Origin of the sequence: Flavobacterium sp. RHBU_3 (genome assembly GCF_046613565.1) — a bacterium.
In the GTDB taxonomy this organism is placed as follows: domain Bacteria; phylum Bacteroidota; class Bacteroidia; order Flavobacteriales; family Flavobacteriaceae; genus Flavobacterium.
Window position 1 is genome coordinate 120,367 of the sequence record NZ_JBKJHC010000009.1, and the last position, 26,239, is coordinate 146,605.

General features: G+C 44.0%; 23 protein-coding genes. 15 read left to right on the forward strand and 8 right to left on the reverse strand.

What is annotated here, in order from left to right:
- The first annotated feature begins 79 nt into the window (after positions 1 to 79).
- Positions 80 to 1,564: a hypothetical protein gene (locus ACLI1A_RS13675; RefSeq protein WP_411409236.1), complete on the forward strand. Its 1,485-nt coding sequence runs from the start codon at positions 80 to 82 to the stop codon at positions 1,562 to 1,564.
- A 20-nt stretch (positions 1,565 to 1,584) separates the two neighbouring features.
- Here ACLI1A_RS13675 and ACLI1A_RS13680 read toward each other — a convergent pair whose 3' ends face one another.
- The 4 genes from ACLI1A_RS13680 to ACLI1A_RS13695 form a co-directional block, all read right to left on the reverse strand.
- Complete coding sequence (locus ACLI1A_RS13680; RefSeq protein ID WP_411409237.1) at positions 1,585 to 3,267, reverse strand: ABC transporter ATP-binding protein; 1,683 nt, start codon at positions 3,265 to 3,267, stop codon at positions 1,585 to 1,587.
- Between the two features lie 120 nt (positions 3,268 to 3,387).
- Positions 3,388 to 4,101, reverse strand: a complete 714-nt coding sequence (locus tag ACLI1A_RS13685) for a 3'-5' exonuclease (protein WP_411409238.1) — start codon at positions 4,099 to 4,101, stop codon at positions 3,388 to 3,390.
- A 21-nt stretch (positions 4,102 to 4,122) separates the two neighbouring features.
- Entirely contained in the window at positions 4,123 to 4,563 is a 441-nt protein-coding gene (locus tag ACLI1A_RS13690) for an SMI1/KNR4 family protein (protein WP_411409239.1), read from the reverse strand.
- Between the two features lie 17 nt (positions 4,564 to 4,580).
- Complete coding sequence (locus ACLI1A_RS13695) at positions 4,581 to 5,786, reverse strand: serine hydrolase domain-containing protein (protein ID WP_411409240.1); 1,206 nt, start codon at positions 5,784 to 5,786, stop codon at positions 4,581 to 4,583.
- A 201-nt stretch (positions 5,787 to 5,987) separates the two neighbouring features.
- Here ACLI1A_RS13695 and ACLI1A_RS13700 point away from each other — a divergent pair, with 201 nt between their 5' ends.
- The 10 genes from ACLI1A_RS13700 to ACLI1A_RS13745 all read left to right on the forward strand — a co-directional run bounded on the left by ACLI1A_RS13700 (position 5,988) and on the right by ACLI1A_RS13745 (position 15,445).
- The gene (locus ACLI1A_RS13700; protein WP_411409241.1) at positions 5,988 to 8,828 is read left to right on the forward strand and encodes a GH92 family glycosyl hydrolase; all 2,841 of its coding nucleotides are present in this window, start codon (positions 5,988 to 5,990) and stop codon (positions 8,826 to 8,828) included.
- An 89-nt stretch (positions 8,829 to 8,917) separates the two neighbouring features.
- Positions 8,918 to 9,328 (forward strand): hypothetical protein, encoded by a 411-nt coding sequence (locus ACLI1A_RS13705; protein WP_411409242.1) that lies wholly within the window; start codon positions 8,918 to 8,920, stop codon positions 9,326 to 9,328.
- Between the two features lie 120 nt (positions 9,329 to 9,448).
- Entirely contained in the window at positions 9,449 to 9,799 is a 351-nt protein-coding gene (locus ACLI1A_RS13710; protein ID WP_411409243.1) for an arsenate reductase family protein, read from the forward strand.
- 87 nt (positions 9,800 to 9,886) lie between these two features.
- Positions 9,887 to 10,747 carry a YicC/YloC family endoribonuclease gene (locus ACLI1A_RS13715; protein ID WP_411409244.1) on the forward strand — a complete coding sequence of 287 codons (861 nt, stop codon included), beginning with the start codon at positions 9,887 to 9,889 and terminating at the stop codon, positions 10,745 to 10,747.
- 120 nt (positions 10,748 to 10,867) lie between these two features.
- A complete protein-coding gene (gene gmk, locus ACLI1A_RS13720) occupies positions 10,868 to 11,443 on the forward strand; it encodes a guanylate kinase (RefSeq protein WP_411409245.1) in 576 nt (191 codons plus the stop codon).
- Between the two features lie 54 nt (positions 11,444 to 11,497).
- Positions 11,498 to 12,001, forward strand: coding sequence for a hypothetical protein (locus ACLI1A_RS13725; protein ID WP_411409246.1), 504 nt, complete (start codon positions 11,498 to 11,500; stop codon positions 11,999 to 12,001).
- Positions 12,002 to 12,015: 14 nt separating this feature from the next.
- On the forward strand, positions 12,016 to 12,597 hold the full coding sequence (gene nadD, locus ACLI1A_RS13730; RefSeq protein WP_411409247.1) for a nicotinate (nicotinamide) nucleotide adenylyltransferase: 582 nt from the start codon (positions 12,016 to 12,018) through the stop codon (positions 12,595 to 12,597).
- 43 nt (positions 12,598 to 12,640) lie between these two features.
- Complete coding sequence (locus ACLI1A_RS13735; RefSeq protein ID WP_411409248.1) at positions 12,641 to 13,129, forward strand: hypothetical protein; 489 nt, start codon at positions 12,641 to 12,643, stop codon at positions 13,127 to 13,129.
- A gap of 324 nt (positions 13,130 to 13,453) precedes the next feature.
- Positions 13,454 to 14,449: an NAD(P)H-dependent glycerol-3-phosphate dehydrogenase gene (locus ACLI1A_RS13740; protein ID WP_411409249.1), complete on the forward strand. Its 996-nt coding sequence runs from the start codon at positions 13,454 to 13,456 to the stop codon at positions 14,447 to 14,449.
- Positions 14,450 to 14,455: 6 nt separating this feature from the next.
- Positions 14,456 to 15,445 (forward strand): TerC/Alx family metal homeostasis membrane protein, encoded by a 990-nt coding sequence (locus ACLI1A_RS13745; protein ID WP_411409250.1) that lies wholly within the window; start codon positions 14,456 to 14,458, stop codon positions 15,443 to 15,445.
- A gap of 312 nt (positions 15,446 to 15,757) precedes the next feature.
- Here ACLI1A_RS13745 and ACLI1A_RS13750 read toward each other — a convergent pair whose 3' ends face one another.
- The 3 genes from ACLI1A_RS13750 to ACLI1A_RS13760 form a co-directional block, all read right to left on the reverse strand.
- Positions 15,758 to 16,738, reverse strand: coding sequence for a YpdA family putative bacillithiol disulfide reductase (locus ACLI1A_RS13750; protein ID WP_411409251.1), 981 nt, complete (start codon positions 16,736 to 16,738; stop codon positions 15,758 to 15,760).
- On the reverse strand, positions 16,729 to 17,199 hold the full coding sequence (locus ACLI1A_RS13755; RefSeq protein WP_411409252.1) for a CYTH domain-containing protein: 471 nt from the start codon (positions 17,197 to 17,199) through the stop codon (positions 16,729 to 16,731). Before ACLI1A_RS13755 ends, ACLI1A_RS13750 begins: the two co-directional genes overlap by 10 nt.
- 102 nt (positions 17,200 to 17,301) lie before the next feature.
- On the reverse strand, positions 17,302 to 19,059 hold the full coding sequence (locus ACLI1A_RS13760; protein ID WP_411409253.1) for a right-handed parallel beta-helix repeat-containing protein: 1,758 nt from the start codon (positions 19,057 to 19,059) through the stop codon (positions 17,302 to 17,304).
- Positions 19,060 to 19,255: 196 nt separating this feature from the next.
- Between ACLI1A_RS13760 and ACLI1A_RS13765 the strand changes: the two genes are divergently transcribed.
- Entirely contained in the window at positions 19,256 to 19,951 is a 696-nt protein-coding gene (locus tag ACLI1A_RS13765; RefSeq protein ID WP_411409254.1) for a hypothetical protein, read from the forward strand.
- A 142-nt stretch (positions 19,952 to 20,093) separates the two neighbouring features.
- Here ACLI1A_RS13765 and ACLI1A_RS13770 read toward each other — a convergent pair whose 3' ends face one another.
- Positions 20,094 to 21,959 (reverse strand): TonB-dependent receptor plug domain-containing protein, encoded by a 1,866-nt coding sequence (locus tag ACLI1A_RS13770; protein WP_411409255.1) that lies wholly within the window; start codon positions 21,957 to 21,959, stop codon positions 20,094 to 20,096.
- 65 nt (positions 21,960 to 22,024) lie between these two features.
- On the opposite strand from ACLI1A_RS13770, the gene ACLI1A_RS13775 reads away from it, so the two are divergent.
- The 3 genes from ACLI1A_RS13775 (at position 22,025) to ACLI1A_RS13785 (ending at position 26,156) form a co-directional block, all read left to right on the forward strand.
- Positions 22,025 to 23,503 (forward strand): PLP-dependent aminotransferase family protein, encoded by a 1,479-nt coding sequence (locus ACLI1A_RS13775; protein ID WP_411409256.1) that lies wholly within the window; start codon positions 22,025 to 22,027, stop codon positions 23,501 to 23,503.
- A 43-nt stretch (positions 23,504 to 23,546) separates the two neighbouring features.
- Positions 23,547 to 24,023, forward strand: a complete 477-nt coding sequence (locus ACLI1A_RS13780) for a hypothetical protein (protein ID WP_411409257.1) — start codon at positions 23,547 to 23,549, stop codon at positions 24,021 to 24,023.
- Between the two features lie 87 nt (positions 24,024 to 24,110).
- Positions 24,111 to 26,156: a site-specific recombinase gene (locus ACLI1A_RS13785; protein ID WP_411409258.1), complete on the forward strand. Its 2,046-nt coding sequence runs from the start codon at positions 24,111 to 24,113 to the stop codon at positions 26,154 to 26,156.
- The last annotated feature ends 83 nt before the right edge of the window (positions 26,157 to 26,239 follow it).

Sequence of the window (26,239 nt, forward strand, 5' to 3'; positions counted from 1 at the left end):
CCGGAAAACCAACATTAAAACAAAACTGACGATATAATTTTTTATTTTATATTTGATATGTCCTATTTTATATTGTTATATGAATGCCATACCTGAGATAATATCGTTAATGAATGAAGATGATAAACGGGATTTTACCTTATATCTTCGCAATAAGAACAAGCGCAACGACGTAAAGAACACCCGCCTGTTTAAACTCATAGAAACTGACGATATAATTAATGCAAAAAAATTATATAAAGGGCAAAATAATAACGATGCCTACCACGCATTGCGCAAAAGGCTGCACGATAGCCTGGTGCAGTTTATGGCAAACCGTACGTTTGAAACCGCTACAGGCGAAGCTCACGAGGTACTGCGGCTGCTGGTGGTAAGCCGGTTCTTCCTGGAACATAACCTTACCAAGACCGCGTTTAAATGCCTGGCCAAAGCCGAAGCCCGCGCGCTTCCGCTGGAACAGTTTAGCCTGCTGAACGAAATTTACCTTACCCGCATACAGTATGCCCACCTTAACCCTGCCGAAGACCTGACTGCTCTGGTAAAAAAGTACCAGGTAAACACCCGACAAATGCAGCGCGAAGCCCAACTAAACATCGGCTATGCCCTGCTGCGCCGAGAACTGCATGATATTCATTTAAAGGGTAAGGTGGTCGATTTTCGTACGCTGGTGCTGGGCACGGTAAAACAACTGGGCGTTTCGCTTAACGAGGTGCTTACCTACAAATCGCTGTACCAAATGCTGTTTATAGCCAACGAGTATGCTACCATGAACCACAATTTTACCCTGGTAGAACCCTTTGTAAAACGCAGCTATGAGTTTATAGAATCTAAAAAGGAAAGCAGCGACAGCCAGCTCTACTACCATATTTATGTGATTTACTTTTTGGCAAACATCAACTTCAGGAATCACCGTTTTAGCGAAAGTCAAAGCTACCTTGCCCACATGAGCGCGCTTATGCAAAAGCAGAGTAATCGTTACCACAGCCGGTTTTATTTAAGGCATCAGTTGCTTGTGGCACTCAACCTGCATTTTAGTGGTCAGCCCACGGAGGCTTTGGTAATAGCCGAAAAAGCCCTGAAATCGGCCACTAAAAAATCGGCTCCCGAAGACGTAAACGACCTGCGCGCCTGTATAGCTATGTTCCTGGTACAGCACCGCAACCGTACCGCCTTAAAGTACATGGCGCAGTTTACCCATACCGATGCGTGGTATGAAAAAAAGCTGGGGATGCTATGGACAATTCGCAAAGCCTTGCTTGAAATACTAATGCACGCCCAGTTTGAAAACGAAGAACTGGCATTGGCACGACTGAAAAGCTTTAAGCGCCGTTATAAAAAATACCTGGAAGAAGTACGCGAGCAACGCGTTATGGAATTTGCCTTAATGGTAGAGCGCTGCATACTAAAACCCGAAATGGCACAGCACCCTGATTTTAAATCCGGCATTCTCAGCATAATGAACCCGGCTATAAAAGAGGATATTTTTGTGATAAGCTTTTTGGGTTGGCTTATTGCAATGGCAGAAAAGAAAACCCCGTATGAAGCGGCTTTGGGTTTATTATAGATTTTGACAGCAACTGATAACTAAGAACTCGGGATAGCCGCAATAAGCTTTTTGGTATATTCCTTTTGCGGATGGGCATACAGTGCATCGGCCTCGTTCATTTCCTCTATCTGTCCTTTGTTCATTACCAGTACCTGGTCGCTCATGTATTTTACCACGGCAAGGTCGTGCGAAATGAATATGTACGTAAACCCAAAGTTTTCTTTAAGTTCATTCAGCAAATTAAGTACCTGCGCCTGTACCGAAATATCCAGCGCCGAAACACTTTCGTCGCATACTATAAGTTTAGGTTGCAGTGCTATGGTACGCGCTATGCCTATACGCTGGCGCTGGCCTCCGCTAAACTCGTGCGGGTAGCGGTTAAAGTGCTCCTCGCCCAGGCCAGTGCGGTGCAGTATTTCTATGGCTTTTTCGCGGCGTTCGGCTTCGGTTTTATACAGCTTGTGTACTTTCATAGGTTCCATAATAGCCTGCCCAACCGTAAGGCGGGGGTTAAGCGACGAATACGGATCCTGGAAAATAATTTGTATTTCCTTACGCAGTTCGCGTATTTCTTTGTCCGATAATTTGGTAAGGTCTTTTCCACGGTACAGTATCTTTCCGGCGGTGGCTTTATCTAATTGAAGGATTGCATTGCCCAGCGTACTCTTGCCGCAACCCGATTCGCCCACAAGGCCCAGGGTTTCGCCTTCATATATCTTAAAGCTTACATCGTTAACCGCCTTAAATGTGGCTTTTTTACCAAAAAGCCCGGCGTTAGACATGTATTCTTTTTCTACGTTAATTACTTCCAGGAGTGGTGCCTGGCTGTACAGTTTTTTGTGGTCTTCGGCACGCTGTGCAGGGGTAACCTCAGCAGTATTTACAGTATCGTTCAGGAAATCCTGAATGGTAGGCAGGCGTTTCAGCCTTACGTCCAGTGACGGACGCGAGCTGATAAGCGCTTTAGTATAGGTATGCTGCGGGTTGTTAAAAATGTCTTTCGCATTGCCCTGCTCCACAATATCACCGCGAAACATAACCACAACGCGGTTAGCTATTTCGCTAACCAATGACAGGTCGTGCGAAATGAAAATGATGCTCATGCCCGTTTGCTGTTGGAGCTCCTTAAGCAGCAGTACTATTTCTTTTTGTACCGTAACATCCAGAGCCGTGGTAGGCTCGTCGGCAATAAGAATTTTAGGGTTGCACGCTATGGCCATGGCTATCATAACACGCTGCTTTTGCCCACCCGAAATTTCGTGTGGGTAGCGGTTGTATATGGCATCAGGATTAGGCAGTTTCACTTTTGAAAACAGCTCTAATACCTTAGCCTTTATTTCCGTGCTTGATAACGAGGTATGTTCCTGCAAAATCTCCGCAACCTGAAAACCGCACTTTAACGACGGGTTTAATGAACTCATGGGCTCCTGGAAAATCATGCTGATTTCACCACCACGCAGTTTGCGCAGTTCCTTTTGGCTTAAAGCCGAAACATCGTTACCGTTAAACGTAATGCTGCCACCGGTAACCTGCAGTATGCCTTTTGGCAATAGCCCCATAACTGCCAGCGAGGTAACTGATTTACCACTGCCCGATTCGCCTACGATGCCCAGCACCTCATTTTGTGCCAAATGGAAATTGCTCCCTTTTACTATGGGAGTCCACTGGCCTTCCTTGCGGGCCGAAACGGTAAGGTTTTCTATACTAAGCAGCGGGTTCATGCGGTAAAGATAGGGGTTTTTGTTTGTGGTTCATAGTTCATGGTTTATTGTTGCTGACGCTGCTGTGTTTGAAATTCGCAGAGTCCAACAACCAACAACCAACAACCATCAACCAAAAAACTAAACATGCACCACCTCGTCATCCACCAGCAAAGCCTCACGGCGAAAACGCAGCAGTATCTGCGCGGTGGCTATCACGTCTTTTTCGCAGTAGGTAACTATGCGGTCTATGTCTTTTTCTACGTGGTACACGTGGCCTACCTGGCTGCCGTCTATATCGTCTTTAGGCGATGGTATGCCCAGTATCTTGGTAAGCAGGCGCAGTGAGGTAAAACTTTTATAATCGCCAAATTTCCATAGTTCCATGGTGTCCAGGTGGGGTACTTCCCAGGGCTTTTTACCAAAGAGGTTTAGCTTGCCCGGCAGTGGTACGCTGTTTATAATCATGCGGCGGGCAATGTACGGAATGTCAAACTCCTTAGCGTTGTGCCCGCACAATATGTGTTGTGGCTGTGCAAAATGGTTGTTTATGAGGTTGCTGAAATCGCGCAGTATTTTTTCTTCCTCACCAAAAAAAGAGGTCACCCTAAAGTGGCGTATGTCGTTCTTAAAGGTAAAGAACCCTGCTGAAATGCAAATAATCTTGCCAAACTCTGCCCATATGCCTGCGCGCTCATAAAACTCCTCTGCGCTTACATCTTCCTTGCGCTGGTAAGCTGTTTTCATGGCATAGAGTTCTTTCAGCTCATCGTCGAGCAGGTTATAGTCCGGCTGTTCGGGCACGGTTTCTATATCTATGAACAGTATGTTTTCTATCCTTACTTTTTCGAGCATTTTTCAGTGTTGTTATACTACCTATTCGGTTATTTTTTCAATAAGGAAATCTATAAAATTATTGGCGTATTTGTTAGTAGGCGTGTTCAGGTACACCGGAAATTCTCCGCTGGCATCGGCTTCAGTCAGCTTAAAAAAGTAGGTACCGTCTATATCAGATATGTATATTATCAATGCACTTTCGTCCGAATAGCCTTCTTCGCGGTTCATTTCGTTTACATATACTATATCGCCGCCTACTACTTCGTCAAAGTCTACCTCATAAATACTCAATACCTCTTCGCCATACACTTCGCCTCCGCAAAAGTTTTTCAGCCACCACACATACGAGGGCGGAAGCTTTAGCTGCAAGCGTGCTTCGGCGGCGGCAATCCATTCTTCAGATACGCCTACGCCAAACTCGGCAAACTCTACAATATCCGGGTTCTGGTTTACCAGAGCTATGAGTTTTTCATATTGCATAAACAAGCACTGTAATGTTATTCCATATTTCTTTTATTACCCTCGCCGTCTTCGGGTTTCATTTTGCCCAGCATCTTGTAGGCTTCGTCTACGTATACATAAAAGTCGTTGCTGTGTGGGTCGTAGTTTGGCTCGGTCTTTTTAGTTTGGTAACCTTTAGTATGGCCCAGGCGTACAATAACCAAATTATCTTGGGGAATGCAAATAACAAACTGCCCCAGGTGGCCGCGCATATAGTACATTTTTTTGCCCATATAATTGTTTATCCACCAGCCGTAGCCGTACTGCGGACTATCGGCAAAACGTGGCGTAACCATACGAGCTACATCGGTACTGTCTAAAACCTTAGTGCCGTTCCAGTCGCCATTATGCAGGAAGAGCTTGCCAAAACGCGCAAAATCACGCGCATTGCTGCCCACGCAGCAGTAGGCTTTTTCTATACCGTCTTTTTTATCCAGCTGCCACAGTGCGTCCTGTTCCATACCCATAGGCTTCCAGAATTTATCAGACACGTAGTCGCTCAGGGTTTGCCCGGTCGCTTTGGTAATCACCATAGCCAGGAGTTCGGTAGCGCCACTTACGTATACAAACTTTTTGCCCGGTTCTTCAGTCACTGGTACATTCAGCATGGTTTGTTCCAGGTGGTCGCCGAAATAGGCACGGGTAGTAATGCTAAAGGCGCTGGCATATTCTTCATCCCAGTCTAAGCCTGTAGCCATAGACGACAGGTCGCCCACGGTAAGCTTAGCCGAAAGCCCTTTTGTAAACTCCGGGAAAAAATCACCCACCTTTTGGTCAAGGCTCTTTATTTTTCCTTCTTCAATGGCTTTAAATAGTGCTGCCGAAGTAATACTCTTAGCCATACTGAACGAGTTGCTCTTACTCTCCGGCCCGTAACCGTCGTAATAGCTTTCGTGCCAAATGCTGTCGTTCTTTATGATGAGGTAAGCCACGGTACCCAGCTCTTTGTTTACGGCTTCAAGCCTGTCTGTGCCTTTTACTTTATTATAATCTTTAGCGTTTGCCCAGGGTTGTGCAGTGCCGTGATGTATGGTACGATTGTCAAAATGAACATAATCGTCCAGGTAGGCGGTGGTTTTACCGTGCAGGTACACCACGCGTACGGCTTTTATAAGATAGTCTACATCAAATATGTACATAAGCGCCACAATTATGGCTATGGGAAGTACAAACCATTTGAGGAGTTTTTTCAGGAATTTCATACAATGAGAGGTTTAATACGAATGTACAAATTATTTTGGATAAAGCGTGGTTTGCCACCCCACCCTTTGGGCACCCCTCCGGTGGAGGGGAATAACTTCACTTATGACCTAAAAACAACTCAGGAGTAAGCAACAATAAACGATGAACCATAAACAACAAACTCTTATATTTACATTATCCAAAATAATCACCTCATTAAAATGAAAAAGCTGTCGATTTTCGCACTTTTACTATGCTCGGTTGTGGCATTTTCGCAAAAAGCAAAAACAAAACCCACCAATAAAGATTACGCACAGTATGTAAATCCGTTTATAGGCACCGGCGGGCACGGACATACCTTTCCGGGAGCCACCGTTCCGTTTGGTATGGTGCAGCTTAGCCCCGATACCCGGGTAGACGGCAGCTGGGACGGCTGTAGCGGTTACCATTATTCCGACAGTGTTATTTACGGATTTTCGCATACGCACCTAAACGGTACGGGCTGTAGCGACTACGGCGACATTATGCTGATGCCTACCCTGGGCGAAGTTTCATTGGATAAAAAAGACTATAGTTCGCCATTTAAGCATGCCAATGAAACCGCTTTGGCAGGCTATTATTCGGTGCTACTGGATAATAATATTAAAGCCGAGCTTACCGCTACCCCGCGTGTGGGGTTTCATAAATATACGTTTAACAAGGCGGGTCAGGCAAACATTATCCTGGACCTAAACCACCGCGATAAACTTATTATGGGCGAAGTACGGGTTATAGACAGCAAAACCATAGAGGTATTTCGCCGCAGCGAGGCCTGGGCACGCGACCAGTACATTTATGCCCGTATAGAGTTCAGCGTCCCGGTTAAGGTTACCAAAGTAAACAACAATGCCTTTGCCCCGGCTAAGCTAACCGATACGTTTTTTGCGGGTTCGGTTTTGGCAATAAGCTTTAGCAAAGAAGTAAAGCAGGGGGAAGAATTGCTGGTTAAGGTAGCGCTTTCGCCTACGGGCTATGAGGGCGCCGCCAAAAACATGAAGGCAGAGTTACCGGGTTGGGATTTTGGCAAAACCGTTAGCAACGCACAGGCACTTTGGAACAAAGAACTCGGCAAAATAGAAATCACCGAAAAAAATAAAGACAAAAACACCGTATTTTACACCGCGCTGTACCACACCATGATGCAGCCAAATGTGGCAATGGACGTAGATGGGCAGTACCGCGGCAGGGATAACCAGCTGCACTATGCAAAAGGCTTTACCTACTACTCGGTATTCTCGTTGTGGGATACCTTTAGGGCAGCGCATCCGCTGTATACACTAATAGACAAAAAACGTACTGCCGACTTTATAAATACCTTCCTGGCGCAGTACGAGCAAGGCGGCAGGCTGCCCGTATGGGAACTTGCCAGCAACGAAACCGATTGTATGATAGGCTATCACTCGGTAAGTGTTATGGCCGATGCTATGGCAAAAGGTATTAAGGGTTTTGATTACGAAAAGGCATTTCAGGCGGCAAAGCACAGCGCCATGTTAGATCATTTGGGGCTCGATGCCTATAAGCGCAACGGTTTTATAAGCATAGACGATGAGCACGAAAGCGTATCTAAAACCCTGGAGTATGCCTACGACGACTGGTGCATAGCACAAATGGCGAAATATACCGGACATAAAGCCGATTATGAATACTTTATGATGCGCAGCCAAAACTGGAAAAACCTGTTTGACCCTACAACCAAGCACATGCGCCCAAAACGCAACGGGGGTTGGGAAACACCGTTTGACCCACGCGAAATAAACAACAACTTTACCGAAGGCAACAGCTGGCAGTACAGCTTTTTTGTACTTCAGGATATTGCCGAAATGGTTGAGGCTTATGGTGGACAGGAAGCTTTTGAAGCCAAACTCGATGAAATGTTCAGCGCACCAAGCGCCACCACCGGCCGTGAGCAGGTAGATGTAACGGGGCTTATAGGCCAGTATGCGCATGGTAATGAACCAAGCCACCACATGGCGTACCTGTACAACTATGTAGGTAAACCCGAAAAGACCCAAAAGTGGGTGCGCTATATACTGGACAATTTTTATAAAAACACCCCGGACGGACTTATAGGCAACGAAGACTGTGGACAAATGAGTGCTTGGTACGTGCTGAGCAGTTTAGGAATTTATAATGTAACGCCGGGACAGCCTTACTGGACTACTACAACACCTTATTTTGAAAAAGCTACCCTGAACCTTGAAGGAGATGTAAAAGTTGTTATTACCAAAGACACTAAATACGAAGATATGCGTAGTGTAGGCTTTCCCAATTTATATAGCGGCAACATATCGGATGCTTCGGGCGTGTTGATACCTGTGCCGGTTATAAAGGCGCCTTCCACTTCTTTTTCAGGAAGCATGGATGTGTCGTTTGAAGGGGCAAATCCTTCAGACAATATTTATTACCGCGTTAATGATGCCCGAGACTCCTACCTGCCGCCGTATCAGCTTTTCAAAAGCCCGGTTACGGTTTCCCAGCGTAATGCAATAGTGTCTTTCTATGCTGAGAGAGCTCTGCAGAACAGTGACACGATTAGGGCTTACTTCTTTAAAAAACCAAACAACTACACCATTGCCATAAAATCAAAATACGATAAGCAGTACTCGGCAGGAGGCGATGATGCATTGCTAAACGGCATACACGGCAGTACCAACTGGCGCAAGGGCGACTGGCAGGGCTACCAGGCTCAGGATTTTGAAGCAGTGGTAGATTTACAAAAAGTACAGGATGTGCACAGCATAAGCGCATCGTTTTTACAAGATACCCGTGCCTGGATTATACTACCTACCAGGGTAGAATTTTTTACCTCGATTGATGGTGTTACCTATACCCCGGCGGGCAGCGCTACCCATACGGTAGACCCGCACAATTACGAGGTTTTGGTTAAAGAACTAAGCGCCACCCTAAACACCAAAGCCCGATACGTAAAAGTAAAGGCGTACAACTTTGGTACATTACCACAATGGCACCAGGGCGCCGGTGGCGATGCCTATATTTTTACAGATGAAATCACGGTAAAGTAAAGCGTGTTTGTTGCCCCGGTAGTGCAGGGTATTCGTGAGGTAAAATTATTACCTTTGCACCCCTAAAAGGATTTAAACATCTTATTACCATGAAAAAAGATATAGTAATACCAAAGGTAGAAAACATATATGTGGCTGCATTGCAGGAGTGGAACGATGATTTTATGGAAAACACCTGGTATGCCTACCTTGTAAACGACGGTGCCGAAAAGCTGGAAACCGCTATAGTGGTAAGCAGCGCCCACGGCCTTATAGACGGTGAGGAACGCAAAACCAGCAGCCTGCGCCACGGCTTTATGGAAGTACTGCCAAACACTGCCGTAAAAATAGAAATGATAGAGGAAAGCGTACTACAGCTGGCTAACACGTTTATGGTTACCTATTTTATAGGCAATACGCTGTATGATAAAACCTTTACGTTTGCCGCAGGCAGCATAACCAAAGAAAACGCCACCCAGGAAATCCCGGTGATATACAAGGACGGGATACTTGGTAAATAGTGATAAAGTCATAAGGTCTTAAAGTCGAAAGGCATAAAGCAAGGCGTGGTATAAATCATAATTGACTGAAACGTGCCGAACAGCAATAACTTGAAACTTTAAACCTGAAACAAAAATAAGATGAACAAAATATATTACCTAAAAACCTGCTCTACCTGCATTAAGATACTTAAGCAGCTGCCTAACCTGGACAGGTTTGAGCTTCAGGATATAAAGCCTAATCCGCTTACCGAAGCCCAGCTTGATGAGCTGTACAAAATGGCAGGTAGTTATGAGGCGTTGTTCAGTCGTACCGCTACGTTGTACAAGGAGCGTGGCCTTAAAGACAAAGCCCTTACAGAGGACGATTTTAAAGCCCTGCTGCTGGAGCACTACACCTTCCTGAAACGCCCGGTTATTGTAGCAGGTGACAAGATATTTATAGGCAACAAAGCCACTACCGTACAGGAGGCTATTGACTATTTAAAGTAATATTACACACATATACAAAGGCGTTAAGGGCGGCTAACGGTGGCTGCAAACTTTTTTATTACCTTTGCTTTCAACAAAATTCGTTGCATGATACAGTCAATGACAGGCTTCGGCAAAGCTTCGCTGCAATTGCCCACCAAGAAAATCACGGTAGAAATTAAATCACTGAACAGCAAGGGTCTCGACCTGAACGTGCGTATGCCTTCGTCATTGCGCGAAATGGAGCTTGGCCTGCGCAACCGTATAGCCCAGAAACTGGAGCGCGGTAAGGTGGATTTTTCACTTTTTGTGGAAATTACCGGCGAGGAAACCACCTCTAAAATCAATGTGCCTATAGTAAAGAGCTACATTGCACAGATGAAGGAGGTAATACCCGATGGCGATGCTACCGAACTGATGAAAATGGCGGTGCGTATGCCCGATGCCCTTAAAACCGAACGCGACGAAATAGACGAGAACGAATGGGCACAAATAGAAGTGCTGGTAGATGAGGCATTGGCCAATATACTTAACTTCCGTACGGCTGAAGGCGTGGCGCTTGAAAAAGAATTCATCATCCGTATAGGGAACATCCTTAGGCTTATGAATGAAACACTGGCGTATGATGAAGAGCGTATAGCCAATGTAAAGGAACGCCTGCGCAACAGCATAGCCGACCTTGAGGTTAATGTAGACGAAAACCGTTTTGAGCAGGAGCTTATTTTCTATCTTGAAAAACTGGATATTACCGAAGAAAAAGTACGCCTGGAAAACCACCTGAACTACTTCCTGGAAACCCTTGCCGGCACAGAAGCCAACGGCCGTAAGCTGGGCTTTATAGGCCAGGAAATGGGTAGGGAAATAAACACCATGGGCAGCAAGAGCAACCATGCCCTGATGCAAAAGCTGGTGGTACAAATGAAAGACGAACTTGAAAAAATAAAAGAGCAGGTACTTAACGTGCTTTAATTAGTTGGTGGTTTTTGGTTTTTAGTTGTTGGACGTACCCTTAATTGTATCGGGTTTGAGTGCTAACAACTAACAACCAGCAACTAACAACCAAATTGAACAACACACAAACAACACTACATGAGCACTGGAGGAAAACTAATTGTATTCTCGGCACCATCAGGGTCGGGGAAAACCACTATAGTAAGGCATTTATTAAAACACCCGGAACTTAACCTGGCTTTTTCGGTTTCGGCTGCCACACGCGAAGCACGCGAGGGTGAAATAGATGGCGAACACTACCATTTTATTTCGCTGGAGGAGTTTAAGAAACACATAAAAAATGAAGACTTTGCCGAATGGGAAGAAGTATACCGCGATAACTTTTACGGCACACTAAACTCGGAAATAGAGCGTATATGGGCTCAGGGCAAAAATGTAATATTTGACATAGACGTAGCGGGCGGACTTCGCCTGAAGCGTAAATTTCCGGAGCAAACGCTGGCCGTGTTTGTAAAGCCGCCAAGTGTAGATGAGCTTAAAATCCGTCTTAAGAACCGCAGTACGGAAAGCGAAGACAAAATAAACATGCGTATTGCCAAAGCATCAGTAGAGTTAGCTACGGCACCACAGTTTGATACCATTATAAAAAATTATGACCTGCAAACCGCTCTTGACGAAGCGTATACCCTGGTTAAGGATTTTGTAGGAGCGTAAACGGTTTGTCATTGCGAGGAGGCACGACGAAGCAATCTAATTCCTGATTTTAATATGGAAGGTTACCTTAAAATTTTTAGTAAAGAGTATGGTACTGCTGAGTATAAGGCAGAAATCCCCGGGCTTATACAACTTGATAAAATTTCAGACAGCCTTACCATTCTAAAGATTTATTTTCAGGACTTGATTACTATAAGCGAAGAAGAATATACCTGGCCTGAACATGGGGCTGAGGTAATGCTGGCTAACTATGCTGTAGAAATTAGTACCCTCGACGAACTTGATGGTAAAACTATAGTGCTTAAAGAAGGATTTACCCCTGATATACTTTTTGCAATGTTGAGTGTTTGGGATGGTCAATCCTTGAATAATAATAAAATCATGTTTACAAAAATTGCAGAGGGTTGCTTCCGGGTTTTCTGGACGGGGTATTTTGGTGATGGCAAGCAGGAGGATGATGTAGAACTCGAAATGATAGCCTATCAAACTAATGACCTAGTTACGCCGCTGTGTGATCATACGGAAGAATTGATAGAATATTATACTAATCGGATTTAAAATCCTGATAGCGAATGAAAATAGGGCTTTACTTCGGTACGTTTAATCCCATACATGCCGGGCATCTTATCATAGCAAACCACATGGCCGAATACAGCGGCCTGGATCAGATATGGCTGGTAGTAACCCCGCACAACCCACATAAAAAGAAAAGCACCCTGCTGGACGACCACCACCGCCTGCAAATGGTGCACCTTGCCGTAGAAGATTACCCTAAGCTAAAACCCAGCGATGTAGAGTTTCGCCTGCCGCAGCCTAATTACACAGTAAATACGCTGGCACACCTGCAGGAAAAATTCCCAACGCATGAGTTTTCACTGATTATGGGCGAAGACAACCTGAACACCCTGCACAAGTGGAAAAACTACGAGGTACTGCTGCAAAACCACAACATTTACGTATACCCGCGCCTGGACAACGGCACTCCGGACGATGCTATAGCCCAGCATCTTGCCATACACAGGGTAGGCGCTCCGGTTATAGAGTTGTCCAGTACATTTATACGCCAAAGCATAAAAGACGGTAAAAATGTACGCCCCATGCTGCCCCATAAGGTATGGGAATATATAGAACACAATCTTTTCTATAAAAAGTAGCCAAAATCTATACTAAAATCGTTTATTTCCGTATCTTTTTGACATGGAAGAAAAAGATACAGAACCTGAAAATTTTTCAGAATTTGAAGGCGTGCAACTACAATACCGCCGCAGCCTGCTGCCGTGGTACATTTGGGGCATACTGGGTGTATATAGTGCTTTTAGCATAATATCATTGGCTTCAGATGTGTGGGGCTATTTTCAGGGGTATGTATTTACATTCGAAATGTTTCGTACATCGCTGCTCATTCCGTATCCGCTTTACCCCATAGTATCGGTTGTCATCCTTATAGCCATTACAGTATGCTATCTTATGCTGCTTTTAGAAAAGAAAAAAGCGGCACGCATCACGCTGGTTTGCTTTTCTGTGCTATTGGCCTTTTGTACCGCATTGCTGGTATCGGGGCTTATTACGGGGCATTTTTACCTGCGGCTGGAAATGCTTATCTGTATGGATATAGTACTCAGGATGAAAGACATAAAACGCGACTGGGAAAACAATGCCATACCACACCAAAAAAATGAAGATTAGCATTTTTTGGACACCAAAACACTTCTTAACATTTTTTACAGAGATAAAAAGCGCGTAATATGTAAATTAGATGTAAAATAAAAGGCACCTGCACAATTGCGCAAATGCCTTCTAAAACACCAAAAACAAAAAATTTAACTAACCTTGTTGTAATCCTTCGAATTAAACAAAATTCAATATAATAACGTGGGCTGCAGGGTTTCATTGCATTAATTAACGCTTAAAAATGTTAATTTTTATATATTAACAATTGGGTAGTAGTATTATAATGTGCCTGCATACGTTAAATTTGACTATTTTTGGCGCGCCTAAATAAATGTAAGAATGAGCAGTACTCCTAAGTTTGCGGTGATTGGTGGCGGAAGCTGGGCTACAGCCATAGCCAAAATGCTGTGCGTTAATGTAGATAAAATAGCCTGGTACATGCGCAATACCAATGCAATAGAGCATATACAGGAACATAACCACAACCCTAATTACCTTAGTTCGGTAGAATTTGATACTGATCAGCTGCTACTTACCAGCGATATAAACGAAGCGGTAGACTACGCCGATTATGTAATATTTGCCATTCCCAGTGCATTCCTTAGCAAGGAGCTTGAAAAACTTACCGTAAGCCTGGAAGGCAAGGTGGTGTTTAGCGCCATTAAGGGTATAGTGCCCGAAACCAGCCTCATTGTAGGCGAGCATTTCCATAACGTATACAATATAGAATACGACAACATAGGCGTGATTACAGGCCCGTGCCACGCCGAAGAGGTGGCCCTGGAACGCCTTAGTTACCTTACCATAGCCTGCGGCGACCAGAAAAAGGCGAAGATTGTAGGCAAGAACCTTAACAGCTATTACATTAAAACCAAAATATCGGATGATATTGTGGGTACAGAATATGCTGCTATGCTAAAGAACATTTATGCCATAGCTGCGGGTATAGCCCACGGCCTTGGGTATGGCGACAACTTTCAGTCGGTGCTGATGAGCAATGCCATACGCGAAATGAAGAAGTTCATCCGCAAGGTACATAAAATGAAGCGTAACATAAACAACTCGGCTTACCTGGGCGACTTGCTGGTAACGGGGTACTCGGTGTTTTCGCGAAACAGGATGTTCGGTAACATGATAGGCAAAGGCTATACCGTAAAAAGCGCCATGATGGAAATGAGCATGGTAGCCGAGGGTTACTACGCTACCAAAAGTGCCTATAAGCTAAACGAAGAATATAAGGCCAAGACCCCGATTATAGATGCGGTATACGCCATACTATACGAAGGAAAAGATGCCAAGCAGGTATTTAAAAAACTAACCGAAAAACTGGACTAACCCTACATGAATAATAGCGACCACCTGATTAACCATCCTGCTGTATTGGCCATTTTCGGTATTACGGTGATTGTTATGCTGCTGCTGGATCTGGGCGTTTTTAACCGCAAAAGCCATGAAGTTAGCAACAAGGAAGCCCTGACATGGAGTGTGGTGTGGATAACCCTGAGCATGCTGTTTAGCGGGGTGCTGTACTATACCATGGGTTTTGATACGTTTGCAAAATTCCAGAGTGCGTACTGGATAGAAAAGGCCCTTTCTGTAGACAACCTGTTTGTGTTTATTATGGTATTCGGGTTTTTTAATGTGCCAAAGCACCTGCACCACAAGGTATTGTTCTGGGGGATAATAGGTGCGCTGGTTTTCCGTGCCATATTCATTTTTACAGGGGTAGAGCTGATTAACCTTACCTACCTACCTGCCATGACTATCTTTGGCGAAAGCGTAAAGATAAACGCCGTGCTTACCATTTTTGGTATTTTCCTTATAGGGGCGGGTATAAAATCATGGGGCGCCAATGACGATGACGACGGGGAAAAAGACTTTTCCAAAAGCCCCGGAGCGCGCCTGGTACACCGCTTTTTTAATGTAACAAACAGCTATGAAAGCGGCAACTTTTTCACCATAGAAAATGGCAAACGCCTTGCTACACCACTGCTGGTAGTAGTAGCCGTTATAGAATTTACAGACCTTATCTTTGCGGTAGACAGCATCCCTGCTATATTTGCCATTGCCCCAAAAGATCCGCTGATACTGTACACCAGTAATATTTTTGCTATACTTGGGCTAAGGGCGCTGTATTTCCTGTTGGCCAACTTCATGTATATGTTCAGCAAGCTGCACTATGGCCTGGCCATTATACTTGCGTTTATTGGCACCAAAATGCTTATCAGCCCATTTGTGCATATATCGTCGCCTATTTCATTGGGAGTAGTGTGCGGGGTATTGCTGCTTTCGGTAATTGCTTCGCTGGTTTTTAAGAAAAAGGAGGCGTAAATTTTATCCACCTTTCAGGCATATTTCGCACTCAAGACTTTGGAATTTGTATGCCCAAAAAATAAAACATAATGCGTAGGTAAGTAACGTAAACAGTATACGGGGTTTTGTCCAAAATTTTATTACAGAGAATAGCACTATAATTCCGCTAATAGGATAAAGTAATATTACCAGTAATGACGGAGCAAAGTGCCCATTTGCCATTTTTTGCTCATAGGGCAATAACCAATATGCAAAAGCAATATTTATTACTGTGAGAAATAGTAGAGACAATAGTATTTGTTTCATCGGCTTGGTTGGTTTTTTGTTTTCCTAATCAGATTCCCTTACGCTTACAATATTATTCACAATCATATCCGCATGCACGCGGCTGTTTTCTATAAACCACTTATGGGTTTCCATACCGCCGCACACCACCCCCGCCAGGTACAGTCCGGGTACATTCGTCTCCATGGTATCGGGGTTGTACTGCGGTATGCACAGGTTGTCGTTACTTAGGGCAATTCCGCAGCGGGTTAAAAAATCAATATCCGGCCTGTAACCCGTAAGCGCCAATACAAAATCGGCTTCCACAGTTACAGGGCCCTCGGGGGTAAGCACCTCTACTTCTTTCTCACGTATTGCGGTTATGCTACTATAAAAATGCGCCGTAATGCTGCCCTCGGCAATGCGGTTTTCTATATCGGGTTTAATCCAGTATTTTACACGGTCGTTAATTTCGCCTTTGCGAATGACCATAGTAACCTCAGCCCCTTTGTGCCAACACTCCAGTGCGGCATCTACGCTACTGTTATTGGCACCCACTACCACAATTTTACGGAAGGCATACTCGTGTGCTTCTTTGTAATAGTGGCGCACGTGCGGCAGGTTTTCGCCCGGCACATCCATATATACAGGAATATCGTAGAAACCGGTAGCAATTACCACATTTTCGGCAGTATAAGTTGCCTTATCAGAAATAACATTAAAAAATCCATCTTCCTGCTTTTGTACCGAAGTCACCTTTTCAAACAGGTTAATGTTCAGCTTAAAATGCTTTTGTATGTTGCGATAGTATTCCAGCGCTTCCTGCCTACCCGGTTTCGGGGCAATACAGCTAAAGGGTACATCGCCTATTTCTAAGCGCTCTGCTGTACTGAAAAATGTCATGTACAGCGGATAGTTGAACAGGCTGTTTACCAGCGCGCCTTTTTCAAGAATAAGGTAATTCAGCCCCTTGCGCTTGGCAGCAATGGCGCACGCCATGCCTATGGGGCCACCGCCTATAATTATAACATCGTATTTTACTTCCATGTGTTGTACGGGTTACGGCTCAGGTAGGCGTTGTAGTAACGCTCCTGTCCGGTTACTTCGGCACCCAGCCATTCGGGTTTTACAAAGGCTTCGTGCTCATCGGTCAGCTCTATTTCGGCAATAACCAGCCCGGCATTATCGCCCAGGAACTCGTCTACCTCATAGGTGTGATTGCCCGCCTTTACCTCATAACGGATTTTATCTATGGCACCCGGTTCGCACAGGGCAAAAAGCTGTTCGGCTTCGGTAACAGGGATTTCCTTTTCCCATTCAAAACGGGTAGTACCGCTGTCGTTGCCCCTGCCTTTTATGGTAAGGAAGCCTTTATCACCCTTAATGCGTACACGCACGGTACGATCGGGGTGCGATGAAAGATACCCCTGGGTAATGCGTTTATTGGCGAAAGCCGCTGTTTTATAGTCGTCTGCAAGGATAAGGAACTTGCGCTCGGTTTCTGTCATGATTGTGAGATATTGCAGTGGCAATTTACGGAATAATGGGGACATAAATAATAAACCCGGAGCGAGTCCGGGTTTAGTTAAACGTACATTTTGAGGTTAGTCCTATTTTATAAGTGTATATTTCCCGGTTACAGTTCCTGAGGGTGCAGCACTGAAATTAATAGTAAACCCAGTCGACGTAATATTTGTTATATACCAACCACTTGAACCAATGCTTCCTGTAGGAGTCCATAAAACATTTGACGGTGTAAAGCCAGGCGTGGTATATGTAACGGTATAACTTGTTGCTCCTGTAAAGCTGGTAGATGCAGGGCCATTAACAACCGTTGCAAATGCAGGGGTTACCCATTCAGGTTTTGTGGTATACGTTAACAACTGACCTGTTGTGCCCGCAGGTGTTGTAAGTAGCGATTTTGCACCTTGATAAACTACACCGTTTGTAACTCCGTCTTTAGGAAGAAGGTTTACAAAACCACTTTTTACATTAGCACTGCTAATAGCAAGGGAAAAAGAGGGTGTTCCGGCGGCAATTTTGTATTTTATATCGCCAAAGTAGCCGCTTCCGGTGGTATTGTACTCTCCTGCAATATAAGCCAATGCAGCTGTGGGAGTATCATCTATCACAGTCATTTGGTCAGCAAAGAAATTTTCATTCAGTTCAAACCATATTGCACGGTGTAGGTTGGTGCTGGTTCCCCTCCACGCATTGGTTACGGCTATGTTTTCTGCTATCACGTTTGTATTCCGCGTTGCCTTAAATCCATATTCGCCAGCTCCTGTTGATGAAATATCTTTTAAAACAACTTTTGTGTTTAAATCGGCTAAAACATCTATAGTTCCACTACTATCTACTGCAATATGAGAAATGTCTGCATATTTTGTATTATAAACACTTAAACCTTTCTCCTTGGAATGTTTGATGGCAATGTTGTCTAGGTAGACACCTGCAGCCGCAGTTATACTAATACCATGTTTACTACCTGTGGTTCCACGGCCTGTAAGTACACCTCCATAATTAACGTTACCATTTGAAATGCAAATATTGGCAGGCCCCGAATAAACAGAAGTTTCTTTTGAAACATAAATACCCGGACCACTTGTACTATCAATTGAAAAGTTGGTTATTTTTATATCAGATGTTCCGTTAATTGCAATACCACGAGCATATGATTCTTTTATAATAAGATTAGACACTGTAGCCTTATCAAGATCGGGTTTTTGATTATAATTAAAAAACGCCAATGCATCATCACCTGTGTTCTCTGTAATTAATCCGTTTAACTGAACATTTTCACAGGAATAAAAACTACATCCATCAGCCATTGTATTTGTTACATGGATATTAGACACTTGCGGATTATAGCACAGATTAAATAATAACCCTACGCCTCCGCTACCATTAACAGTTATGTTGTTTACAATGGTATTTTGTGCAAACCCGATGTTGATAGCGTGCAAATCATTGCGTGTAGTGGGAAGAGTGCTGTACTCTATGTGAAGATTCTCGATTTTTGCACCGGTACCCCCAATAAAGTTTAGCCCCCCTGAAGGATATGTGAATCTGATAATAGCATTCCCGGCAGCTAATAAGTGTCCCTGGTAATTATTGATGTTTAAATAGCCGTTAGCATGTACACTTGGATTGTTATTAATTATGTAAATACCCGGCGGCAAATAGATATCAGAGTTGGGATGGTCTGTAAACAGGTCATCAAGAGCGTTGTAGTTGTCGCTGGTTCCCGTATTATCAACCGAAAAGTCGGTAGCATTTAAAAAATGATTGTCTTGACTCCAACAATTTATTGCTGTAAAAAACAGACTTAATAGAAGCAGCAAAATCTTAAAATTACGATTTTTCATTTTGGATTTGTTTATGAAAGCTTTTTGAAATCCGGATTCATTGCAAAATTACGGCTTCCCGCAACGTTAAGTACTGAAGCTGCTCGTTCAGTGTTTTAAACTCTTATCCTAAACTGTGGCAGTAAATTTTCGGTTTCACTAATTCAAGATCGGTGTTGAGGTTTTGTATATTTGGCAGAAATCAACAGAATCAACTATGAAGAAATTTTTCCTGTCGGCTATGGCTGCAATTGCTTTTTACTCATGTAATAGTGATGACGATAACGGTAGCCAGGATAGTTACCCTTCTACACTCCACCTCAGCAGTTATAGTTACACAACAGGTGTAAAGTTGTATTCTAAATACGGCGAGGTAACCGACCAACAGGCTATAAACCGATGGAGGGATGGCTATGGTGAGACTTTTTTTGTGTGGGAAAACTATGGTGAAATACCCATAGATAATGCTATGATAACCGAAATAACCTTTACGCATCCCGATACAATTACTACAAATTATGTCGGCCCTTATCGTAAACTCGTGGTGCGTGAAGAGCATGGATATAAGTTTTGCTATTTTGTGGAACCCATACTTGACATAACCCAACTTTATCCTCTCGAAAATATATATAATAACATGGGAGTGTTTAAATACACTAGTATTTATGAAAGTCTTCCAAGCACAGACCAATATGTAAGAAAGACGGAAGGAGGCTTAGTACTAAAAGGGAATACAAATAGGCTTGAGCTTTCCAGGCTTACTTATGCCGTAAACCGTAGCGATAGTACGGCATGGTATTATAAAATAGCAGGAATTACAGATAATGCCTTTGATCCCGAAGTTATAAATATGCTATATGATGGTGACACCATTGCCATACAGGAAGCAAAAATGGTTTATACGAAGCAGTAGTTTTAGGTTTTGTTAATGATTCTGTTTCTATCTCAAAAAACTCCAAAACCGCTGGGCATACTGGCTCCTGCAATTACAGGACAAAAAATAAAAATTCCCCACCGATTGGCAGGGAATTTGGCAGTATTATAGGGGGCAATATTTAAAACGTTACAAACTTCACTCCGGCAGTAAACCATCTTGATGGCAGCGGAATAGCACCTGCTTCGTAGTACGTAGCGTTAAAAATGTTTTGGGCATCAACAAAAACCACAAACTTATTAAGCGTTTGGCTCAGCCTGAAATCATTCACCCAATACGATGCTCCGGTAGCCCTTTCGTTAAAACGGGTAGCAAACAACACCGTGAAGTTTCTGTACTGATAATCAATCGTGTTAGTTATCTGGTGTTTTAACGACGATATAAGGTATTTGGAAGCCAAATCGGTTTGTGTGTTTTTAAACTCCGAATTAAGGAACGAGTAGGCCAGGCTGATGTTTATTTTACCCTCAGCAGATACATTTGCCTTGTACCCCGAACGCAGGTTAATGCCGTTTGTAACCAGGTTGCCAAAGTTATGGCTCTGCCAAGGGTCGGTGCTTACACTACGCGTCCAGTCGATAAAGTTGCTAATGTCCCTGTAAAAGTAAGTGGCATTAAAATTAAACGCGCCCCTGTTGTACTTAAACCCGGTTTCTCCCTGAAACGCATTTTCCGATTTTAGTGTAGGGTTACCTATGTTACCCGGGCGCTGATCCAGGTACAAATCAGTAAACGACGGTATACGCTGGCTGGTGCCCAGGCTGGCAATAACCTTAAAGGCATCGGTAAGGGCATAGCCGGCGTCTAAGCCCGGATATACCTGCCATTTGTAATCAGAATTGTAGTTAAGGTACGCCCCTACGTTAAGGTTCATACGCTTAATGGCAAAGGTGCGGTACTCTACATACACACCCATATTGTTACGGTTGTGCTCGCCTATGCTGGTAGAGTTAATATCTTCATTACGTACCTCGGCACCAAAACCCAGTTCGCTCCTGTCCATTTTATATGTGCTGTTTAGCTCTCCGGCAACAGAATTAGTGTAGTGCTTACTCCTGCCCGAAGTAAGGTTGCCGTTACCGAAATAACGATAATCGTCAAAGTTATAACGGTAGCTCACCCTTGGGGTTAAGCTCCATTTTTCGTTTAAACGGTGCTTTGATTGTAGTGTGGCAAAGGTAGTCTGCACAATTTCGGCAGAGTTTTTATCGCCCGGCGAAGCATAGAAACCATTAGCACCAAAACCATTTTTTACATAGCCAAACGAACCCAGGATTTCGTTATTCGGGTTTACCTGAACATTACCCTGGTAAAACAGTTTGTTGTTTTCAAAACCGGTATTGTAGCGGTAACCGTTACTCTTATCATGCGATGCAAAGATGGAGTGCTGGTGTTTTTCCTTGGCTATTGTACCGCCTGCCTGTACACCGTCACTAAAAAACGTATCGCCATTGCCCTCGGTATTCTTCTCAAAGTTAGAACCCGCGTAAGCGCTTAGCAATACACCAGATTGTTGTGGCTTTTTGGTAATAATATTAATGGCACCCGTAAGACTGTTAATACCGTAAATGCGTGCGGCAGGCCCACGAATAATTTCTATACGCTCTATAACCTCAGCCGGAATAGGCAGGTTAAGCATGTTATGTGCCGTTTGCGAATCGATAATCTTGGCACCGTTTAGTAATACTACGGTTTGCTCAAAGCTACCGCCGTCTATACTTATATCGGCCTGGCTACCCATAGGGCCACGTTGACGCAGGTCTACCCCGTTAGCGTATTGCAGTATTTCGTTAAGGGTATGCCCCGGTAGTTTTTTTATGGTAGCGTTATCTATTACATACACGTTTCTGTTTTGTTTAGATACCGGTGTACTAAAACGGTTCTCTGTAATTACAAGTTCGTCTATGATATTAATGCTGTCTTTCTGGGTTTGGGCATACATACCCGTACCCGATAGTAACAGCATAGCAAAACAAAATCTTTTCATCTGGTTTAAAATTTTGCCAAAAGTAGTACCTTGCCGTACTACTAAAGTATACCAGTTTAAGAATAATGGGTGGTCCGGTTCAAATTCCTTTTAAAAGCTTTATTCAGCTAAAGCCAAACGATGCTACGGCGCTGTACCTGCAAATTGTTTTCGAGTTCATCAAGGCAATTCAAATGGGGCTGCTGCCCGAAGGCACCAAGCTGCCCGGTACGCGGCAACTGTGCAAAGTGCTGGGTATAAACCGCAATACGCTGATTAAGGCGTTTGAAGACCTGGAATCGCAGGGATGGATAGAGATTTTGCCCAATAAAGGCACCTTTATTCTTTCTAAACCTAACAAGGCTAACCGTGCAGAAAAGCCCCTATTACCTCAGCAAAAAGCAGAAGGTTCGGCAACGGGTTTTAGCTTTACAACCTCCACCCTGCTGGAAAACCCTACTGAAGTCAGTAACCTTCCTTATGCCTTTAACGACGGCCAACCCGATGTGCGTTTGCTGCCCACAGTTGCCATAGGCAGGTTGTATGCTTCCCAGCTAAAAAAGTTTAAGCCGGCGAATAGTCAGGAGGCAGCGCATCAAAACCTTAAAACCCAACTCTCTAATTACCTTAATCTTACACGGGGTTTGCGCATTGCCACAAGTAATTTGCTTACTACTCACAACCACGAAACGGCACTGTACCTAATTATAAAGTTGCTCATAAGTAAAGGCGACAGGGTAATGGTGGCTGCACCGGGCTACTATGCAAGCAACATGGTTCTGGCCGATGCCGGGGCACAAATTATTCCGGTTTCTATAGACAAGGAGGGTATAAGCACTAAGCATATTAAAAGTATTTGTAAAGAGCAACCCGTACGCATGCTGTACCTTACATCTAACTACCATTATCCTACTACCACGCCACTAAGTGCCCGCCGCAGGATGGAACTGTTGCAACTGGCCGATGAGTATGGCTTTATTATCCTGGAGGACGATTACGACTTTGATTTTAATTACGACAATAACCCAACGCTACCCCTTGCGGCACTGGACTATAACGGCAAAGTGGTCTACTGCGGATCATTTGGTAAGTTACTCCCTGCCGGATTTGGAGTAGGGTTCGTTACGGGCACTACAGCATTTATAACCGAACTCGCCAAGCATAAGAGCCTTGTAGCATCGGGCACAGATATAATCAAAGAACTCACCCTAACCGAATGGATAACCGAAGGCGATGTACACCGCTTATCTAAAAAGAACAAAAAGCATTATAAAGAACGGCGCGACTATTTTGTTTCCCTGCTGGACAAACACCTCAAAGGAAAAATAAAGTACAGTATACCCACACAGGGACTGGCAATATGGATAGAGTGGCAGGATAGCTTTAACCTGATTGCTTTACAAAAGGAATGCGCTGCAAAGGGATTGTTTTTGTCCAAAACAATACTGTACCAAACCAAAACACTTACGGCTACGCGGATGGGGTTTGGGCATTTTTCGGTTGACGAAATGGAACGGGTTGTAATGATGTTAAAGGATGCGCTGGGTGGGGTTGTGGTAAGCTAATGCAATATTTATATCTTTATAATAAACAAACCAGCCCTTGAATATGAACATACTACTTTATCTGATGATTGCTTTCAGCTTTACGCTCAAGCCAAAAGAGGCTGTTGAAAAGCAACATCAATACGTGCTTCAAAAGAATATCCCCGGAAAAGAATTTACCTTTGGAAACATTAAAAAAGAGGGTTCAGAACTGCATCTTACCTATCTGGGAAATGTAGTAACAGCTAAGAAAAAACACTATAAAATAGTAATCTCAGTATGGTATTGGGGCCATGCTACAAGCCGCATATTTATATATACCGATAAAAATGAATATTATGGGCAGTACGATCTGGGCGATACCTGCGATCTTCCCAGCGGATTGAATCATAATAGTTTAGTTTTTGGAAAAATTAAAGGCTGCAACTGTACTGATGCTGTAACGATTGATTTCGGGAATGGAATTCCTTCCGGTTTTTTTAAACCCTGTAAAAACGGGATGGGAGATATTTTTAGCTTTAATAGCGATAAAAATTTTTAGCCACCTTAACCAAATGCTAAATTTCCCACAAACGGCGCGGGATATGCTATAGATTTGTACATTTACGTTCCTTAACCCAAAACGCCCATGAAGTTCAGGAAAACGAAAGCTATACACTCCTTCGAAGATTTTTTTAAAACGAATTTCGACGAAAATAACCTGTGGGAGTACAAGGCTGAAGATGTAGACCTGCTCGTGGAGCTTGTAGACCTTATACGCCCACGAAACCCCGAACGGACTGAGGAAGTAAACCTGCAGGCTCTATTAGACATACTTCAGGCTAATGAGCGCTACAACAAAGGACTTTCCTTTTATATAAAGGGGCTTATTAAGCAAAAAAAATTCAGCCGTATACTTACTGATGCCGGTATACTGGACGATTCTGATTTCTTTTTTGAGGTAAAGAAACGGGTACTGAGTAAAATTATCCCGGATCAGCCCCAAAAAGATTCACTGGAATATATGCTAAACCAGGTGTTTTACCTGAAAACAGACCCCATTTGGATAGACAAAATACCCGATGGGCAGCGCGAAGCCCTTTTTGATGTACTGGGTTTTAGCTCCCTGTATGCATCTGATGCTGCAGACAGTCCGCTAACCGAACTGCTCTTTGCTATGAAGGTGCTTATACACCGCATAGGTGGCCGTGCACTGGAAACCGGCGTTATGCAAATGGTACCCGAATACGAAAACCTGGAAAGCCCCTTCCTTGCAATTCAAAAAGAATTCAGCATACTTTCTGAACGCCTGCTTGAGGAACAAAAAAACTACGTATCGCCGGATGATATGGGCTTCCGCCAAATAATAGTGTTGCTGCACCAGTGCCGCGATTATGTAGACACCGCTTTTAAGAACAGTGCCAAGTACGGCATATCGCTCCGTGTAAACCAAAGCCTGTTGCGCATGCGCCAGCAGCTGGAACGACTGGAGGTATTGCTGCCACTCCTGGCCATATCTGAAACAGACGAAGCGCGCTGCGATACCATACACCTATCGTTAAACCTGATTACTTATAACTGTATAAAGAACAACATACGAAGCCTGGTAGGCGAAAGCATTCAGCTTATATCGTATGAGGTTACCCAGCACACCGCAAACACAGGCGAAAATTATATTACAAAAACCATAGGCGAATACTTCCGTATGTTGTGGGCAGCCTCTGGTGGTGGTATTATAGTAGGTATACTGTGTATCATAAAAGTAATGCTGGGCAAAATAGACACCAGCGCCTTTGGGCATGCCTTTTTATACAGCCTTAACTACGCCTTCGGTTTTATAACCATATATGTACTGGGTTGTACTCTGGCTACAAAACAGCCTGCCATGACCGCCACAGCACTAATACGTGCCCTGGAGCGCGACCAGAAAGATAACGAACTGGGACAGGAAGAAAAGCACCGAGCCTTTGCTTCATTCTTCGCGCGGGTATTCCGGTCGCAGTTCATTGCCTTTGTGGGTAATGTTTTGGTGGCATTCCCGGTGGCGTGGCTGGGTATATGGCTTATAGACATTACATTTAACTATAACATAGCCGTAACTAAATGGTATACCCTGGTTACCGACCTGAGCCCCATACACTCACTTGCACTCTTCCACGCAGCTATAGCAGGGGTATTCCTGTTCCTTTCCGGCATTATAGCAGGCAGTGTAGCAAACCGGGATAAATTTAGGCACATGTATTACCGTATAGCCGAACACCCGCTGCTTAAAAAAACCTTTGGGCGTACCCGTGCACAAAAGTTGGCAGGCTGGTACGAGCGCAAATGGGCCGGTATAGTAAGTAACTTTTGGTTCGGGGTGTTTATGGGCAGCACATCCTCTGTAGGGGTATTCCTGGGGCTTAACCTGGACATACGCCACATTACCTTTGCCAGTGGTAACCTGGCCCTGGCGCTATATGGAGCCAACTACAACATAAGTACCGAAATGATTATTTGGTCGTGCGTGGGTATAGTGCTTATAGGGCTGGTAAACTTCCTGGTAAGCTTCAGCCTGAGCATGACACTGGCATTCCGTTCCAGGAATATTCCATTAACAGAGTTCTTTGCTGTAGGCGGCGCTATATGGAAACACTTTAAGCGCAAGCCCATGTCGTTCTTTTTCCCCGGCAGGGAAAAAAAGAAAGACGCGTAATGTAACGTTTTGCAAATCCATTATATTACCACTTACTTAAAGCTACAAAAATCTCAGGCTATTCATCATCGAATAGCCCTATA

Bases quoted from the DNA above. Each gene is read 5' to 3' on its own strand.
- ACLI1A_RS13675 (WP_411409236.1), top strand. From the start codon at position 80: ATGAATGCCATACCTGAGATAATATCGTTAATGAATGAAGATGATAAA.
- ACLI1A_RS13680 (WP_411409237.1), bottom strand. From the start codon at position 3,267: ATGAACCCGCTGCTTAGTATAGAAAACCTTACCGTTTCGGCCCGCAAG.
- ACLI1A_RS13685 (WP_411409238.1), bottom strand. From the start codon at position 4,101: ATGCTCGAAAAAGTAAGGATAGAAAACATACTGTTCATAGATATAGAA.
- ACLI1A_RS13690 (WP_411409239.1), bottom strand. From the start codon at position 4,563: ATGCAATATGAAAAACTCATAGCTCTGGTAAACCAGAACCCGGATATT.
- ACLI1A_RS13695 (WP_411409240.1), bottom strand. From the start codon at position 5,786: ATGAAATTCCTGAAAAAACTCCTCAAATGGTTTGTACTTCCCATAGCC.
- ACLI1A_RS13700 (WP_411409241.1), top strand. From the start codon at position 5,988: ATGAAAAAGCTGTCGATTTTCGCACTTTTACTATGCTCGGTTGTGGCA.
- ACLI1A_RS13705 (WP_411409242.1), top strand. From the start codon at position 8,918: ATGAAAAAAGATATAGTAATACCAAAGGTAGAAAACATATATGTGGCT.
- ACLI1A_RS13710 (WP_411409243.1), top strand. From the start codon at position 9,449: ATGAACAAAATATATTACCTAAAAACCTGCTCTACCTGCATTAAGATA.
- ACLI1A_RS13715 (WP_411409244.1), top strand. From the start codon at position 9,887: ATGATACAGTCAATGACAGGCTTCGGCAAAGCTTCGCTGCAATTGCCC.
- gmk (WP_411409245.1), top strand. From the start codon at position 10,868: ATGAGCACTGGAGGAAAACTAATTGTATTCTCGGCACCATCAGGGTCG.
- ACLI1A_RS13725 (WP_411409246.1), top strand. From the start codon at position 11,498: ATGGAAGGTTACCTTAAAATTTTTAGTAAAGAGTATGGTACTGCTGAG.
- nadD (WP_411409247.1), top strand. From the start codon at position 12,016: ATGAAAATAGGGCTTTACTTCGGTACGTTTAATCCCATACATGCCGGG.
- ACLI1A_RS13735 (WP_411409248.1), top strand. From the start codon at position 12,641: ATGGAAGAAAAAGATACAGAACCTGAAAATTTTTCAGAATTTGAAGGC.
- ACLI1A_RS13740 (WP_411409249.1), top strand. From the start codon at position 13,454: ATGAGCAGTACTCCTAAGTTTGCGGTGATTGGTGGCGGAAGCTGGGCT.
- ACLI1A_RS13745 (WP_411409250.1), top strand. From the start codon at position 14,456: ATGAATAATAGCGACCACCTGATTAACCATCCTGCTGTATTGGCCATT.
- ACLI1A_RS13750 (WP_411409251.1), bottom strand. From the start codon at position 16,738: ATGGAAGTAAAATACGATGTTATAATTATAGGCGGTGGCCCCATAGGC.
- ACLI1A_RS13755 (WP_411409252.1), bottom strand. From the start codon at position 17,199: ATGACAGAAACCGAGCGCAAGTTCCTTATCCTTGCAGACGACTATAAA.
- ACLI1A_RS13760 (WP_411409253.1), bottom strand. From the start codon at position 19,059: ATGAAAAATCGTAATTTTAAGATTTTGCTGCTTCTATTAAGTCTGTTT.
- ACLI1A_RS13765 (WP_411409254.1), top strand. From the start codon at position 19,256: ATGAAGAAATTTTTCCTGTCGGCTATGGCTGCAATTGCTTTTTACTCA.
- ACLI1A_RS13770 (WP_411409255.1), bottom strand. From the start codon at position 21,959: ATGAAAAGATTTTGTTTTGCTATGCTGTTACTATCGGGTACGGGTATG.
- ACLI1A_RS13775 (WP_411409256.1), top strand. From the start codon at position 22,025: ATGGGTGGTCCGGTTCAAATTCCTTTTAAAAGCTTTATTCAGCTAAAG.
- ACLI1A_RS13780 (WP_411409257.1), top strand. From the start codon at position 23,547: ATGAACATACTACTTTATCTGATGATTGCTTTCAGCTTTACGCTCAAG.
- ACLI1A_RS13785 (WP_411409258.1), top strand. From the start codon at position 24,111: ATGAAGTTCAGGAAAACGAAAGCTATACACTCCTTCGAAGATTTTTTT.